General features: G+C 58.4%; 12 protein-coding genes. 8 read left to right on the top strand and 4 right to left on the bottom strand.

Features of this window, described 5'->3' with window-relative positions; all coding sequences use genetic code 11:
* Positions 1 to 197: 197 nt before the first annotated feature.
* The 3 genes from edd to CR254_RS09010 all read left to right on the top strand — a co-directional run bounded on the left by edd (position 198) and on the right by CR254_RS09010 (position 3,272).
* On the top strand, positions 198 to 2,021 hold the full coding sequence (gene edd, locus CR254_RS09000; RefSeq protein ID WP_097929505.1) for a phosphogluconate dehydratase: 1,824 nt from the start codon (positions 198 to 200) through the stop codon (positions 2,019 to 2,021).
* A 63-nt stretch (positions 2,022 to 2,084) separates the two neighbouring features.
* Positions 2,085 to 2,720, top strand: coding sequence for a bifunctional 4-hydroxy-2-oxoglutarate aldolase/2-dehydro-3-deoxy-phosphogluconate aldolase (gene eda, locus CR254_RS09005; RefSeq protein WP_097929506.1), 636 nt, complete (start codon positions 2,085 to 2,087; stop codon positions 2,718 to 2,720).
* A 75-nt stretch (positions 2,721 to 2,795) separates the two neighbouring features.
* Positions 2,796 to 3,272, top strand: a complete 477-nt coding sequence (locus tag CR254_RS09010; RefSeq protein WP_097929507.1) for a hypothetical protein — start codon at positions 2,796 to 2,798, stop codon at positions 3,270 to 3,272.
* A 39-nt stretch (positions 3,273 to 3,311) separates the two neighbouring features.
* Here CR254_RS09010 and CR254_RS09015 read toward each other — a convergent pair whose 3' ends face one another.
* The gene (locus CR254_RS09015) at positions 3,312 to 3,815 is read right to left on the bottom strand and encodes a lactoylglutathione lyase family protein (protein ID WP_425440257.1); all 504 of its coding nucleotides are present in this window, start codon (positions 3,813 to 3,815) and stop codon (positions 3,312 to 3,314) included.
* A gap of 96 nt (positions 3,816 to 3,911) precedes the next feature.
* Here CR254_RS09015 and CR254_RS09020 point away from each other — a divergent pair, with 96 nt between their 5' ends.
* The gene (locus tag CR254_RS09020; protein WP_097929549.1) at positions 3,912 to 4,796 is read left to right on the top strand and encodes a LysR family transcriptional regulator; all 885 of its coding nucleotides are present in this window, start codon (positions 3,912 to 3,914) and stop codon (positions 4,794 to 4,796) included.
* A 6-nt stretch (positions 4,797 to 4,802) separates the two neighbouring features.
* Here CR254_RS09020 and CR254_RS09025 read toward each other — a convergent pair whose 3' ends face one another.
* The 3 genes from CR254_RS09025 to CR254_RS09035 form a co-directional block, all read right to left on the bottom strand.
* The gene (locus CR254_RS09025; protein ID WP_097929509.1) at positions 4,803 to 5,777 is read right to left on the bottom strand and encodes a YHYH protein; all 975 of its coding nucleotides are present in this window, start codon (positions 5,775 to 5,777) and stop codon (positions 4,803 to 4,805) included.
* A 181-nt stretch (positions 5,778 to 5,958) separates the two neighbouring features.
* On the bottom strand, positions 5,959 to 6,741 hold the full coding sequence (locus tag CR254_RS09030) for a transferrin-binding protein-like solute binding protein (RefSeq protein ID WP_097929510.1): 783 nt from the start codon (positions 6,739 to 6,741) through the stop codon (positions 5,959 to 5,961).
* Positions 6,742 to 6,751: 10 nt separating this feature from the next.
* Positions 6,752 to 10,444 carry an Ig-like domain-containing protein gene (locus CR254_RS09035; protein WP_097929511.1) on the bottom strand — a complete coding sequence of 1,231 codons (3,693 nt, stop codon included), beginning with the start codon at positions 10,442 to 10,444 and terminating at the stop codon, positions 6,752 to 6,754.
* A 292-nt stretch (positions 10,445 to 10,736) separates the two neighbouring features.
* On the opposite strand from CR254_RS09035, the gene CR254_RS09040 reads away from it, so the two are divergent.
* The 4 genes from CR254_RS09040 to CR254_RS09055 all read left to right on the top strand — a co-directional run bounded on the left by CR254_RS09040 (position 10,737) and on the right by CR254_RS09055 (position 14,744).
* Complete coding sequence (locus tag CR254_RS09040) at positions 10,737 to 11,390, top strand: LuxR C-terminal-related transcriptional regulator (RefSeq protein WP_097929512.1); 654 nt, start codon at positions 10,737 to 10,739, stop codon at positions 11,388 to 11,390.
* Complete coding sequence (locus CR254_RS09045) at positions 11,387 to 13,201, top strand: sensor histidine kinase (RefSeq protein ID WP_097929513.1); 1,815 nt, start codon at positions 11,387 to 11,389, stop codon at positions 13,199 to 13,201. Before CR254_RS09040 ends, CR254_RS09045 begins: the two co-directional genes overlap by 4 nt.
* Before the next feature lie 72 nt (positions 13,202 to 13,273).
* A complete protein-coding gene (locus CR254_RS09050; protein WP_145996728.1) occupies positions 13,274 to 13,639 on the top strand; it encodes a hypothetical protein in 366 nt (121 codons plus the stop codon).
* A 67-nt stretch (positions 13,640 to 13,706) separates the two neighbouring features.
* The gene (locus CR254_RS09055) at positions 13,707 to 14,744 is read left to right on the top strand and encodes a PepSY-associated TM helix domain-containing protein (RefSeq protein WP_425440258.1); all 1,038 of its coding nucleotides are present in this window, start codon (positions 13,707 to 13,709) and stop codon (positions 14,742 to 14,744) included.
* Positions 14,745 to 14,822: the final 78 nt, after the last annotated feature.

Below are 14,822 nucleotides of genomic sequence, written 5' to 3' on the forward strand. Positions count from 1 at the left end.
TCGACGTGCAGCGTCAAACGGAGTCATATGCATGTCGTTATATTCTGGTAATAGGGACGCATCTGCGGCGACGCGCCTGAGCATTCGCTCAATTTCAGGGCAATCGCCCAACCGCTTGTGGCAAATCTGATTGCGCACTATACCATAATCAAAATCGCATCGGCACATGCCGACAGCCTAGACCGCAGGAGATCCCCATGACCGTCCGCGCCGAAATTCAGGCCGTTACAGACCGCATCGTTGAACGCTCCAAACCGCTTCGGGAACCCTATCTGGACCGGATGCGCCGTGCGGTGGAACAGGGGCCAAACCGCACCGCACTGTCCTGCGGAAACATGGCGCACGTCACTGCGGGCTGTGGGCCGGATGACAAGGATGCGCTCAGCTTTTCACCCGCTGCCAATATCGGCATCATCACCGCCTATAACGACATGTTATCAGCGCATAAACCGTATGAGACATATCCCAGCCTGATCCGCCAAACCGCCCGCGCCGCCGGCGGTGCCGCACAGGTGGCTGGCGGCGTGCCCGCGATGTGTGACGGTGTTACGCAGGGCCAGCCGGGGATGGAGCTGAGCCTGTTTTCCCGCGATGTAATCGCTTTGGCTGCCGGTGTCGGGTTGAGCCACAATGCCTATGACGCGGCGATGTTCCTTGGCATTTGTGACAAGATCGTGCCCGGTCTGGTGATTGCCGCCGCCACCTTCGGCCATATCCCCGCTGTGTTCGTGCCTGCGGGACCAATGCCATCGGGCCTACCCAACGATCAAAAGGCCGCTGTGCGTCAACAGTTCGCCAAGGGCGAAGTTGGTCGTGATGAACTGATGAAGGCCGAAATGGCCTCCTACCACTCGCCAGGCACCTGTACGTTCTACGGCACTGCGAACACCAACCAGATGTTGATGGAGTTCATGGGGCTGCACCTGCCCGGTTCCTCCTTCGTCAATCCAGGCACCGATTTGCGCGATGCGCTGACCTCCGCCGCGACCAAGCGTGCCTTGCAAATCACCGCTGCTGGCAACGAGTTTACGCCCACTGGCGAGGTGCTGAACGAGAAGGCATTCGTGAACGGCATGGTCGGCCTGAACGCCACCGGCGGTTCCACCAACCTGATCCTGCACATGGTTGCCATGGCCCGTGCCGCCGGCATCGCGATCACATGGGAGGATATGAGCGACCTCAGCGCCGTAACCCCTTCCATGGCCAAGGTTTATCCAAACGGTCTGGCCGATGTGAACCAGTTCCACGCGGCGGGCGGTTTGCAGTACATGATCCGTGAGTTGCTGGCCGAGGGGCTGGTCCACGATGACGTGCTGACCATCGCGGGCCATGGCCTGCACCACTATACCAAGGAGCCAACCCTGCGCGACGGTCAGATCGCGTGGGAGGAAGCGCCCAAGGAATCCGGCAACGACATGATCGTGCGTCCCGCCTCGGCCCCCTTCCAGAAAACCGGTGGCCTGACCCTGTTGCGCGGCAATCTGGGCACGGCGGTTATCAAGACCTCTGCCGTCAAACCTGAGCGTCGGATTATTGAGGCACCCGCCATGATTTTCCATTCGCAGGAGGCAGTGAAAGCAGCGTTTCAGGCGGGTGAGCTGAACAAGGACGTGATCGTCGTTGTCCGCTTTCAGGGGCCAAAGGCGAACGGCATGCCCGAGCTTCACTCGCTCACCCCGCCACTGGGCGTGTTGCAGGATAAGGGGTTCAAGGTGGCGCTGGTCACCGATGGCCGCATGTCCGGCGCGTCGGGTAAGGTGCCCGCAGCAATCCACCTCAGCCCTGAGGCAGCAGATGGCGGCGCGATCGCCCGCCTGCGTGACGGCGACATGTTGCGCGTAGATGGTGAGGCCGGAACGCTGGAGGTTCTGAACGTCGATCTTGACTCGCGTGAGGTGATCACCGCAGATCTCAGCGCGAACTCCTTTGGCATCGGGCGCGAATTGTTCGAAGTGTTCCGTCAGAATGTTGGCCCTGCGGCCGGTGGCGCCAGCGCAATACACCCGACGGTGCTTGCCTAAGAAATATCCGCTCGCGCCATGCACGAGCATTTGGGGAAACCCGATAGCTACAAGGATACCTAGATGACCCTGTCTACCTATGAACTCGCTTCCTCTGCCCCGATGATCCCTGTGATCGTGATCGAGGACATCGCCCACGCCGTTCCATTGGCCCAAGCGCTGGTCGCGGGCGGGATCAAGGTGCTGGAGGTGACATTGCGCACCCCCGTCGCGCTGGATGCTATTCGTGAGATTATCGCAAATGTTCCCGACGCCATCGTCGGCGCGGGCACGTTGCGCAATGCGGCGGATGTGGATGCGTGCCTTGCCGCCGGATGTGCCTTTGGCGTGTCCCCCGGCGCACCTGCCCCGTTGATGGAGGCCGTCGCAGCAAACAAGTTCCCGTTCCTGCCCGGTTGCAACACCCCGACGGAGGCTATGACGCTGGCCGATCAGGGTCACGAAGTGCTGAAGTTCTTCCCCGCATCTGCCGCAGGCGGCACACCGATGCTCAAGGCATTGACCAGCCCTCTGCCCGATGTGAAGTTCTGCCCGACCGGTGGTGTCAGCCTTGAAAACGCCAAGGAATACCTTGCCCTGTCGAATGTTGTTACGGTTGGTGGCAGCTGGGTCGCCCCCGTACCCCACATGATCGCAGGCGACTGGGCCGCAATCGAGGATATCGCGCGCAAAACCACGCTCGCATTGGGCAATCGCTAAAAGCGACCGCGCAAGTTATACAGACAAACGGGGCGCGGTCAGCAGATCGCGCCTGACTATCATTAAGGACTAGCCATGCGTATCGCCCTTACACTCCTCGCCCTGCCTCTGTTGGCCGCATGTGTGCCACCGGTCGAGCCTCGTCAAGATCCACTGCAACTGGCCGGAACCGCGCTGCCACAGGACGGCTGCACCGTACCAACGCTGGCCGGTGGCGAAAGCGGCGTCGGGTTTGAGGGCATTCCCGCAGCCCAAGCAGCCCTGCTGGGACGGTGGGTCAACGGAATGTGGGACGATACGCGCGCCTGCCATGCCCTGACGGTTGAGCATATCTCACCGGATGGCAGTGTGGTTGCGACCTTTGCGACGGGGGCCAGCTCCGTTTCCCCGCCAACGGCACGCCGCGTGACCGGGACAGTTGATGAAACCGGTCGCTTAGAACTTACGCTGCCCGATGGCAGTCAGGCGATCTACGCGCTGGCTGGAACAACCCTGCGCGGTGCACATATCGCCAATGGCGTGATGCGTCCGGTTGCCCTGAACAGGGGCTAAGGGATTGCGGGTTCCGGCACGACCGGAACCCGTACCAAATCAGTTATAGGCACCGGCGGAATAGGTCAGCTCATAGCTGTGCGAATACAGCTCAAACACGATGCCGAACGGGTCCTCGACATAGACCATCCGATAGGGCTTTTCGCCGGGGAAATATTCGCGGACGGGCATCCGTTGCTTACCACCAGCGGCCACGATTTTCTCCAGCAGATCCTCTAGGTTCGGGTCTTGAATGGCGAAGTGGAACAAGCCGACCTGACGATGCGGTAGGTTATCAGCAGGCTTATGATGGTCCGGAAACTCGAACAGCTCGAACCCGATCCGGTCAGCGGTGGCCAGATGGGCGATGCGGAATTTGTTCCAGCCGGCGCCGAACACATCGTTACACATCACGCCGATATCGGTCTCGTCCTCCTCGATCTGGGTCGGCTCCATAATCACGTAAAAGCCCATTACATCGCGGTAAAACGCAACAGCGGCGTCCAGATCAGGGACTGACAGGCCGATATGCGAGAATGTTCTAGGGGTTGGTTGGGTCATCATAGCCTCAATTTGTTAAGTTGAGCCATATATGAGCTGGACTGCGCCACGCTTCAAATTATCATATATCCTGAAAATGATAAGAAAATGGCACACACAATGCTGAACGCAATCTGGCTGGAAACCTTTGTCACGCTGTGTGAGGTCGGGCACTTCACCCGTGCCGCGGCGACGCTAAACATGACGCAACCGGGTGTCAGCCAGCATGTGAAGAAGCTGGAACAGCAGGTTGGGCAAGCATTGCTGTCACGCGATGGCAAGAGCTTCACCCCCACCCCCGCCGGTCAGGCCGTGTTGTCCATCGGACACAGGCGGCGGGCCGAGGAACAGCAGTTGCGCAACACATTGCTGGATGACGACCCCGACACCGGTCAGGTGGTTGTTGCGTGCTCCGGCTCACTGGCATTGCTGCTTTACCCGTTGCTATTGGACATGATGGCCGCGGCCCCCGCCCTGTGCATCCGGTTGGAGGCGATGCCCCAAACACGCATTATCGAGGGCGTGACCAGCGGTTCCGTTGATCTGGGCATTGCCGATCACATGCCCGCCCATGCCCGATTGCAGGGGGACCGGATCGGGTATGAGGATCTATGCCTGATCCTGCCCATGGGCGTCGCGCACCCTGATAGCCTTGCGGAATTACAAGCACTGGGATTTATCGCCCATCCAGACGGCTACGCCTATGCGGATGCATTGCTGGCCACGAATTTTCCAACAGAATATTCCGGCGCGGACCGGTTGTGGCAGCGCAGTTTTGTCAATCAAATTGGTCAGATACCTGAACCCGTGGCGCGTGGCCTAGGCTACACAATCCTGCCCCGCAGCGGGGTTGACGCCCACCCTGCCCGTGACAAGTTGCAGGTCGCCACGCTAACCAATCTAGTTCGGCATGAGTTATGGTTGATCCAACGCAAGGCACGCATCCTGCCCGCGCGCGCACGGCGAGTTCAGGCGGTAATCACCTCTGCCCTCGCCGCGCTGTAATCAGGTTCAGGGCCGAGGGGGGCGTGCAGATGCATCGCAGGTTTGACCCGCCTCCTCGGATGCGCAACCGGCTTGCGCGGTCAAGCACGGCAAGATCGCGTTCGAGCCTGCCTCACCCGCATGGTAGTGATAGCCAAGAGTTTCATCGAAATGGCCATTACACTGATCCAAACCAACTGGCGCCGTACCGTCCACTAACAGCGCGGTGTAAATCGCATGACCATCCATCGCGATGCCAATCTGTGGGGCATCGGCGGCGCTGACAGGACTATCATCCAGACAATCCGTCACCGCGTGATAGTGATATCCGACATGAGTGTTCACATGCCCACCGCAATCATCAAAGGGAGCAACCGTGTGTGCGGCCAGAATATCCGCAACTGGCGCGGGTCCATCCAGACGCACGCCGTTAAAGGCAATTCCCGCACCGGAGAAATTCGGTGGATTGGGTTCGTCGGCCTCCTGCGGATACAGCGGGATTACGTAGGTCATGCTGGCATCGTCATCCATGTATTCCGGCAGACATTGAACGCAGTAATTATTGTATTCCGGGTCAACATCCGGGCGGGCAGCAGCCTCGCATGAGGTTTGGGTATCCGTGACCCGAACCTCGCCTGTTTCCGGATCATATAGCTGCCATCCGTCGTCGCTATAAAACGTGGACAGGTTTGCAATGAAGTCGCCATCAACGTCATGCGCCACGCCGTCCTGCAACCAGATACCGCCCGCATCCGCCGTGTCGGTGATTGAGGTCGGGCACCATGGACCCGGCTGATATGCTTGCGGCTCTGCCTTCACCGTGATGGAAAAGCACGTGGTCTGCGTTCCGCCGGACAACGTGCAATCCACGACCAGTGGGCCGTTGAGCACCGTCGCATCCTGAAAGAAATGCGCGATTTCCGCTAACCTGTCCGTCGTTTCATCTGCCCAAACCGGCGTTGCAATAACCAAGGTGAGGGGCAGTAGCAGAAGGTTTCGCATGTGATTTCCAATTGCGTTGGTTTCCGGAATATACGGATTAAATGGGCTAACCCATTATCAATATCATAGCCTTATACGTAATTTTCGCCACATTCCGTCGCAGAAACTTATAATCAAACCCCAAACGAAAGGGGCCAGCATATTGCTGACCCCCTACCCATTACGATCACAGTGTCTTGTATCAATCGCCGATATATTCGCCGGACACGGTGAATGTTGCGGTATCTACAATGTCGAGCACGCCGCCAACTTCATCAGCGTATGGTCCGTAGAAACCAGCCTCGTGCAGGGTGGTCTGAGTACCGCTAAACCCTGCGCCACCATTGATCGTGGCGCTAACCAGCGTCGATGTACCACCCGAGGCAGTGTTGCCGCTGATGACCGCATCAGCAATCGTGATCGTCGCAACATCGGTGACATTGGTTACGCCAATGAACGTTTGTGTTCCGTCTAGATCATCCAGCGTTACATCCAGTGTACCAGCCGCGAAATCAGCCGTTGCGGCAACCGTGCCCTGCAATTCATAGAAATTCAGACCGTCCTGAATCCGCACCTGCGAGGCGCCCGTATAGCTGGCCGTGCCAGTAACCGGCACATTATACGTCACTGTTGAAACACCAACCACACCACGCGTTTGGTTGCCCACAGTCGGCTGCGCCACATAGAATCGCGCAAAATCAGCCGTGCCGGTCAAATCAACCACACCACCACCAGTCAGCGTAACCGTCGTGCGCGCCAGATCGATGGAACCGTCAAGCGACCCTAGCTCAAACGTATTCGCCGCCCGATCCAGCTCACCCGATAGCTGGCTAGTTGTATGCGCACTACTGTCCAAGCTCTGCCCGGTCAGCGCGCTAACCGCGGTTGAAGTGCCATCTGCGAACGACACATATTCCAGACCGTCGCCACATGCAGTCATCGTGACTGCCGCTGCGGTAAGGCCCAATGCGATGCGAATGTTCATATTCAAATCCTTAGATGAGGAAGAAATCGTCGACGCTCAGGTCGGCGGCCGTCAATCCGGCAAATGTTATGGTTGTTCCCTGATCGTCAAAGGTCGCAATCCCGCCTACATCAGAGACATGCGTAAATGCCTCCGCTGCATCCAGATAACCGAACCCTTCGAGGAAAATCTGATCAACACCGGACCTGAAATCAGACCCCGTTGTGCTGCTAGCCCCACGATTAGCGACATCGATGTTCAGCGTGCCGATTTCATCATTGCCGTCATTGGTGGCAAAGATGAAATCATCGGCCCCAAGGCCACCCTCCAACAAGTCATCACCAGCACCACCGCGCAGCACGTCATTTCCGCCATTTGATGTGGACACGTCAGCGCGGATAATGTCATTACCCTCGCCGCCCTCCAACGTATCTGCGCCGAACCCACCGATCATGATATCGTCACCGGCACCACCGCGACCGACATTCGACCCGTTGAGCATGTAGAGCGTATCATCGCCCTCACCGCCGTCCATCGTGTCATCGCCCTGTGCGTCAACCATCACGTCATTACCGGTGCCACCCTCCATCGAGTCATTGCCCGTACCCCCATCAATGCTGTCATCACCCGCACCACCAAAGATAAAGTCATCCCCGCCGCCTGCCATGATGTTGTTGTCACCAGCATCGCCGTAAATCATATCAGCCTCGGCACCCCCACCGAAGGTTTCGATGACATCCGATAGCTGAACGGTCAGAACCGTCGTGGTGACATTGCCGGCAGCGTCCGTGGCCTGCACAGTGACATCCCGCGATGTTTGGTCCTCGTAGTCAAGCACGGCACCGCTGGCGACTTTCAGCTCGGCACCATCCAGCACAAACCGACCATCCGCATCATCCGTTAGGACAAGTGTCGCCGCCTCGCTAAGCTGAACTGTCCCGACGAAGGTGCCGCCCGCCGAATTCTCGACAACCGTATCCGTGTCGAGCGTCAAATCGTCGGGTTTCGTAGCATCCATCGTTATATCCACCGCCACCGAAGCTGCCGAGGTGTTGCCGGCGGCATCAGCAGAAGTCGCGGTAAAGCTGTAACTACCATCGCTCAACGCTGGGGCAGTAAAACTCCACGCGCCACTTGCGCTGGCCATGGCAACGCCGATGGTTGCTCCATTGGCCAGAACGGTCACACTCGCATTCGCATCGGCGGTTCCGGTCAGCGTTGGCGTCGTATCGCCGGTGATCCCGTCGCCCGTCGTGCCGGTATCGTCGGTGAAGCCGGTGATGGTTGGCGCGGTTGGAGCGCTGGTGTCAATCGTGACGTTCAGTGCTGCCGAGGCCGTCGAGCTATTGCCCGCCGCATCGGTGGCCACGGCTGTCAGTGCCTTCGCGTCATCGGTCAGCGGGCCAGCCGTGAAGCTCCAGTTGCCCGAGCCATCTGCCGTGACAGTCCCCAGAGAGGTGCTGCCGTCGAAGATCTCGACGCTGGCATTCGCCTCGGCCGTGCCGCTCAGGCTCGGCGTTGCGTCGCCCGTCACGTTATCCGTATCGCTCGAACCGCTATCGGATGCAGCATCCAGATCAATTGTTGGAGTTGCTGGCGCGCTCGTATCAATCGTGACGTTCAGTGCTGCCGAGGCCGCCGAGCTATTGCCCGCCGCATCGGTGGCGACCGCTGTCAGTGCCTTCGCGCCGTCGGTCAGCGTGCCGGCCGTGAAGCTCCAGTTGCCAGATCCATCTGCTGTGACAGTCCCCAGAGAGGACGCCCCATCGAATATCTCGACGCTGGCATTCGCCTCGGCCGTGCCGCTCAGGCTCGGCGTTGCGTCGCCCGTCACGTTATCCGTATCGCTCGAACCGCTATCGGATGCAGCATCCAGATCAATTGTTGGAGTTGCTGGCGCGCTCGTATCGATCGTGACGTTCAGCGCGGATGACGCCATCGAGACATTCGCACCCGGTGCAATCGCCGTGGCGGTGAAGGCGTAATCGCCCTCGGCCAAGGTCGTTCCCGTATAGTCGAAGCTCCAATCGCCCGCCCCGTCCGCCGTTGCCGTGCCGATGCTCGACCCGCCCAGATAGACCTCGATAACCGCATCTGCCGTTGCCGTGCCGTTGACCAGCAGCGTCGTGTCATTGGTCAGCAGGTCCGTGCCGCTGGAGCCGCTATCCGTGCTGATCCCAGTGATCTGCGGCGTGGCGGTGACCGCTGTGATCACCTCGATGCTCAGGGTCGCGCTGCTGGAACTATTGCCCGCAACATCCGTAGAACGCGCGATAAAATCGTAATCGCCTGCGCCAAGAGCCGCGCTGGTGAAGCTCCAGTTCCCCGATCCGTCCGCCGTGACCGTATCCACAACGGAGCCGCCGCGCAGGATCTCGACACTCGCATTCGCATCAGCGGTGCCGGTCAGCGTTGGTGTCGTATCGCCGGTGATCCCGTCGCCCGTCGTGCCGGTATCGTCGGTGAAGCCGGTGATGGTCGGGGCGGTTGGAGCTGCCGTGTCAATCGTGATGTTTCGAACAGCCGACATGGAGGAGGTGTTGCCCGCGCGATCGACCGCTTCTATTTGAATGGTGTGGGCGCCCTCAGCCAGAACGCCAGTGGATCTGCCCCAAGCCCCTGTAGAAGTTGACGTATCGCTAGTCAGCAGCGAGCCATCAATATATACGTTTACAATCGTATTTGCTTCGGTCGTCCCGCTCAAACTCAAGTTGGTATCGGACGTAATCCCATCGGTATTCGAACTACCGGTATCGTGCGATACGGTGGCATCCAGCGTAGGGGTCGCAGGGGCGCTGGTATCCACAGTAAAGGAAGAGCCACTAAGCTGGAAAGAATTGCCGGCCTGATCCTCGCTTCGAATGGTAAGCTGATAGGTCCCGTCACTCAGCGACGGTAAGTTTACCGTCCAGTTTCCAGCGCCATCCACGGTGGTCGAGGCAACGGTAGGGCTGGCGCCACTACCCAGCTTAATTTCGATCGTGGCGCCGACTTCGCCAACGCCCGCGATAGTCGGCGTCGAGTCGTTTGTGAAATCGGCGCCGCTGCCAGTTTCTACAACGCCACCAGTCGGGGCAATTGCCTGATGGTCAAAGGTAAAGGTGATTTCCTCAACCGTAGAGACCCCCTCCTTGGTCGAGCGTACCTGAATGGTTTTATCCTCAGGCGCGAAGCCAGTCGGATATGCATTTGGATTGGTAAAGGTTTGCGACCCGCCTGTGCCGGTACCAACGGCCTGAAAGCCATTGCCGTCATCCCAGTCAATCTCAAGCGTGTCACCTGCACCTGCGGTAAACTCAACCGTTGGCGTTCTGTCTGCCGTATAATTATCAGAACTGGATGAACCGGTATCTGAACCAGCGGTCAGGTCAATCGCCGACAGATCGGCACCGTCTACTGTAACGACAAAAGAGGAACTCAACGCCGAGGCATCACCACCATCACGTGATCCAAAGCGAATGTCGTAAGTTCCATCCACCAAAATACCATCTGAACCACTGGGATAGTTTCCGCCATCCCCCACCGTTATGGTCCAGTTGCCGCTAGCAGGTATTGCAGATAGAAATGCAAGCGTCCGGCCTGAAACAAGATCGATCATTTCAACCGAGGCACCCGGCGTTCCCGTGCCCGTAAATGTCAGCGTGCGATCCGCGGTAATATTATCGCCTGGGGTGCCTGTATCAGTGGTGTAGCCTGTAACGGTCGGGGTAAGGGGCGTTGCCATTTATGCAGTCCTTCAGCGCGGATCACAGGTTGGCGGTTCGCCAAAGTGCAATCAAAATCCAAAATGAAGCCGCTGCAAAAACGCATTTCCGAAGCTGGCATTCGGTCATCAATAGGTATGAGCCCCGATTTGCGCGCATGGTATCCATGGAATCATACAGGCGGTAGATTTTTTACAAATTTTAACCGTCTTAATTCTGTAAATCCCGCACCTGCTCTATGGAAACATAGATGGTCAGCCTCCGTTTGATCGGTTAACCTTTGTGTAACATCAGCAACTTGGACCGCAGTTAATGAGCGATAGCGACATCTCCTCAGTGCTTATTGTTGAGGACAGAATTCACACCGCAGATCGCCTGTGCGCCGCCGTAAACGCACATCCAAAGCTGACCGTTATTGGTGAGGCCCACTTGGTCGAGCGTGGATTGGAGCTATTACAACAACTCCGCCCCCGTTTGTTGCTGACTGATTTGGGTCTGCCGGACGGGTCTGGTGTGGATTTGATCCGTGCAGCCAGTGCCGCTGACTGGGACTGTGACAGCTTGGTCGTTAGCGTATTCGGGGACGAACATCGCGTTATTTCGGCCATTCGGGCCGGTGCGCGGGGTTATATCCTGAAATCAGCGCCCTCGATGGATATTGGCGAAAGCATGCAATCCATCATTGAGGGTGGGTCCCCGATGAGCCCGCAAATCGCACGTTTTCTGTTAAACCTTGTCGGACCGGAACGCCCCGATGGGATGGAAAACGCCGATATCGGCCTGACCCAGCGTGAGCAGGAAGTTCTGCAAGCCGTCGCGCGCGGGTATAGGCGACAGGAAATCGCAGACCGCCTTTCAATCTCCGTCGGCACGGTCGGCAACCATGTGAACGCCATTTACCGAAAGCTGGAGGTCAGCTCCAATATCGAGGCAGTGATACAGGCAACGCGGATGGGCCTTTTGTGAACTGGATAACAGGGTCGATCCTGACTGCACTTACGGCTGGGCTGATCGCGCTGTTGCTGCAACTAACCCAAGCGGACCTGCCCAGCAGCGATGCCGACACGATCTCCCTGTCGCAGGGGATTGTATGCAGGCCAGACACCGCGCAACCCTGCGCGCCCGTAACACTGCCCTATTTTGTTATCGACAACGAGAACAGCAAAAAGGCGACGCTGACCTTTAGCTTTGATCGCACTGATCTGCCCTCGGACCTGACTGCGGTCTATCTGCCGCGCCTATCGGATAATATGTCCCTGACGATTAACGGCACATCCTTTACCTCACGCATCCACGATACGGCCCCCTATTATCGCAGCCTATGGAACCGGCCCTTTTATGCGATCATTCCTGATAGCGTTTTGCAGGACTACAACAACACGTTGAATATCGAGCTGAGCGCAACGCAGGAGCGGAACCTTGCGCTGGTTGCAATACACATCGGTGAGGCGGATGCGCTGCTGCTTCGATCAGAGCTAATGCACCTATACCGCGTTGGTTTCAGCCGGTTTGCCCTAGGCTTAACCATTGCGACAGCAATATCACTGGCGATTTTCTGGCTGTTCCGGCAACGCAAACCGCAATTCCTGCTGATGGCGGCGGCGGCGGCCTGCGCGACGGTGTACAGTCTGCAATGGACCAGACTGGACCAGATTTTCGACTTGCCCGACACGACGACAGCCCGCGATCTGGCTGTGCTGGGGCAAATCTATTTCATCCTACGATATGCTGACATGTCCCTGTCGATGCGCCTGCCCGTGCTGCTGCGTGCCATCGAAGCTACTGCTGTTGCGACCGTGTTTTTCGCGCTGACCTCGCAGGACTGGAATGTAACGTTGCTGGTATATGCAGTGACGCTGCTGATTTCGATCATAGCACTGGGTAAGTTGGTGACGATTGGCGGCCTGTGGACCCGCGCGTTCTGGCTCGTGTCCGTGGTGCTGTTGGCTGTGCTGACGATTAGCGGATACGCGCGGCTGATCGACCCCACCATGGCACTGTACGGATTTGCCCAGATCAGCCCGATGTTGATGACCTTTACCATTATCGGCGTGCTGTTGGCCGAGCTGGCCTATGCACAACGACGCTCCGACGCGATGACGCGGGCGCTATCGGTACAGGTTGCGGAAAAGACCGCAGAGCTGGCCAAAAGCTATCGCCAGATGGAGCGTTTCACCCGTGATCGCGCCGTCGCGGATGAGCGGCAGCGGATCATGCTGGACCTGCATGACGGCGTTGGCGGTCAGCTGGTAAATGCGCTGGCCTATATGGAATCCACGCAAACAACCGACCTGACCCTGCGCGACGCGCTGGAGGAAGCCCTACGGGACCTGTCCCTGATGATCGACAGCATGACACCCAGCGGCGATGTTTCCGTTCTGCTGGGAATGTTACGCGGGCGGTTGGAGCCACTGTTGGCACAGCACGGCTTGGTCTTTAACTGGCAGATCGAGGATGATCCGGTGATGCCCGATCCCGGCCCCTCGCAAAACCTGCGGCTGATGAGGATCGCGCAGGAGGCGATAACCAATGTGGTCAAGCACGCCAATGCCACCTCCATCACCGTCGCGACGGACAGAACATCCCTGATGATCTCGGATGATGGTGTCGGATTTGATGTGCACGCGGCACTGGCCCGCGCCGGACAGGCGGGCGGCTTTGGCCTGCCGGGCATGCAGCGCCGTGCGAAATCTATCGGTGCACAGTTGGACATTCGCAGTTGCGGCAATGGCACCGAGCTGATCCTGACATGGCCCACCGCGCACCCTGCCCCATAGCGCGTCATTTTTACGCAGGCAGTGACAACAGCTATGGTTACAACGCGTCGTGGCGATTATAGAAATCGCACCATGGTCCGGCTTAAAGTTTCATTTTCCAAACTTCTGGTTGTCTTTGCGCTGATCTGCGCAATGGCCAGCACCGGCTATGCGCACCGCTTTATCAGCAGCGATCTGGACCCGGCCTTGCAGGCCTATGTTGACGCTGGCGGGTCACTGGACAGCATTTGCGGCGATGTTGGCGGGCATTCCGGGCAGAGCTTTCAGCAATGCGACACCTGCCATCTGGTTGGTGCCGCCCTGCTGCCCATCGCAGCAGATGAAGCGGTTTCCTGTCAGGGCCGCCCTGCTGCGCAACTGTCCTTTACTGATGCGCAGGTACAGCGCCCCTCATATCCATATCAGTCACGCAAACCGCGTGGCCCTCCTCTCGTCTGATCTGACCTCACCCAAATGATCAAACGATGGCCCTCTGTGACAGAGGCGCCCCAAGAGGAGAACCAAAGTGGTTTCTACCGATCCTACACATGTGTCCGCACCTGCCAGCACGGCAGCCGGCACAAACAAGTTCTATTTCGCCGCATGGCGCTGGCATTTTTATGCCGGCCTCTATGTCATCCCCTTCCTGATAATGCTGGCCTTAACCGGCCTGACGATGCTGTGGATCAGCACGTTGAGCGGACGTGACGGCGAATGGATTTCCGTCACTCCGAATGGTGAGCCTTTGGCGGTTTCAACCCTTTCACAGTCGGCTGTGGGTGCGGTGCCGGATGGCACCTTGGTGCAATATATCGCCCCGCGTGCCGCTGATCTGGCCGCGATTTTCCGCGTCGATGCAGCGGGCGATGCGATCCTCGTCGCGGTGAACCCCTATACCGGTGAAGTCCTGTCCGAAATGTCGCGCCGTGGCGGGTGGTATGATTTCATCAGCAATATCCACGGCACGTTCATGCTGGGCGTCACAGGCGACCGGATGATCGAGATTGCGGCCTCGCTCACCATGGTTCTGATCGCGACGGGCATGTACCTGTGGTGGCCACGCAATGGACAGGGCCTGTCGGTTCTAGTGCCAAATCTGGCGGCGCGGGGCCGTGCGCTTTGGAAAACACTGCATGCCACAATCGGAGCGTGGATTTCGGTCCTGTTGGTGCTGTTCCTGATTTCCGGCCTGTCATGGTCCGGCATCTGGGGCGAGAAGTTCGTGCAAGCATGGAGCACCTTTCCCGCCGCAAAATGGGACGCCCCCGCATCGGACGACACCCATGCCAGTATGAACCACGGTGCCACGCATGAGGTGCCATGGGCGTTGGAGCAAACACCGATGCCCGCCTCCGGCTCCGACCTTGGCGCGACGGGTATGGAATCCGGCACGGCGATCACTTTGGACAGTGTAGTCGCATTCGCACGCCAGATCGGGTTCGAGAACCGGTTCCAGCTGAACCTGCCCCGTGGGGATGAGGGTGTGTGGACAATCTCACGCGACTCTATGAGCAATGACAGTTCCAGCCCAACCGATGATCGTACCGTTGACCTGCTCCCCTGAAAAGTCCGGTGTTTTGAGTTAGCCTGTTCTCCAAGAAGGAGACAGACGATGAAGAGAAGCCGTTTCAGCGAAGAACAG

This window comes from Pontivivens marinum (genome assembly GCF_900231835.1).
Classification (GTDB): domain Bacteria; phylum Pseudomonadota; class Alphaproteobacteria; order Rhodobacterales; family Rhodobacteraceae; genus Pontivivens; species Pontivivens marinum.

Bases quoted from the DNA above. Each gene is read 5' to 3' on its own strand.
- edd (WP_097929505.1), top strand. From the start codon at position 198: ATGACCGTCCGCGCCGAAATTCAGGCCGTTACAGACCGCATCGTTGAA.
- eda (WP_097929506.1), top strand. From the start codon at position 2,085: ATGACCCTGTCTACCTATGAACTCGCTTCCTCTGCCCCGATGATCCCT.
- CR254_RS09010 (WP_097929507.1), top strand. From the start codon at position 2,796: ATGCGTATCGCCCTTACACTCCTCGCCCTGCCTCTGTTGGCCGCATGT.
- CR254_RS09015 (WP_425440257.1), bottom strand. From the start codon at position 3,815: ATGATGACCCAACCAACCCCTAGAACATTCTCGCATATCGGCCTGTCA.
- CR254_RS09020 (WP_097929549.1), top strand. From the start codon at position 3,912: ATGCTGAACGCAATCTGGCTGGAAACCTTTGTCACGCTGTGTGAGGTC.
- CR254_RS09025 (WP_097929509.1), bottom strand. From the start codon at position 5,777: ATGCGAAACCTTCTGCTACTGCCCCTCACCTTGGTTATTGCAACGCCG.
- CR254_RS09030 (WP_097929510.1), bottom strand. From the start codon at position 6,741: ATGAACATTCGCATCGCATTGGGCCTTACCGCAGCGGCAGTCACGATG.
- CR254_RS09035 (WP_097929511.1), bottom strand. From the start codon at position 10,444: ATGGCAACGCCCCTTACCCCGACCGTTACAGGCTACACCACTGATACA.
- CR254_RS09040 (WP_097929512.1), top strand. From the start codon at position 10,737: ATGAGCGATAGCGACATCTCCTCAGTGCTTATTGTTGAGGACAGAATT.
- CR254_RS09050 (WP_145996728.1), top strand. From the start codon at position 13,274: ATGGTCCGGCTTAAAGTTTCATTTTCCAAACTTCTGGTTGTCTTTGCG.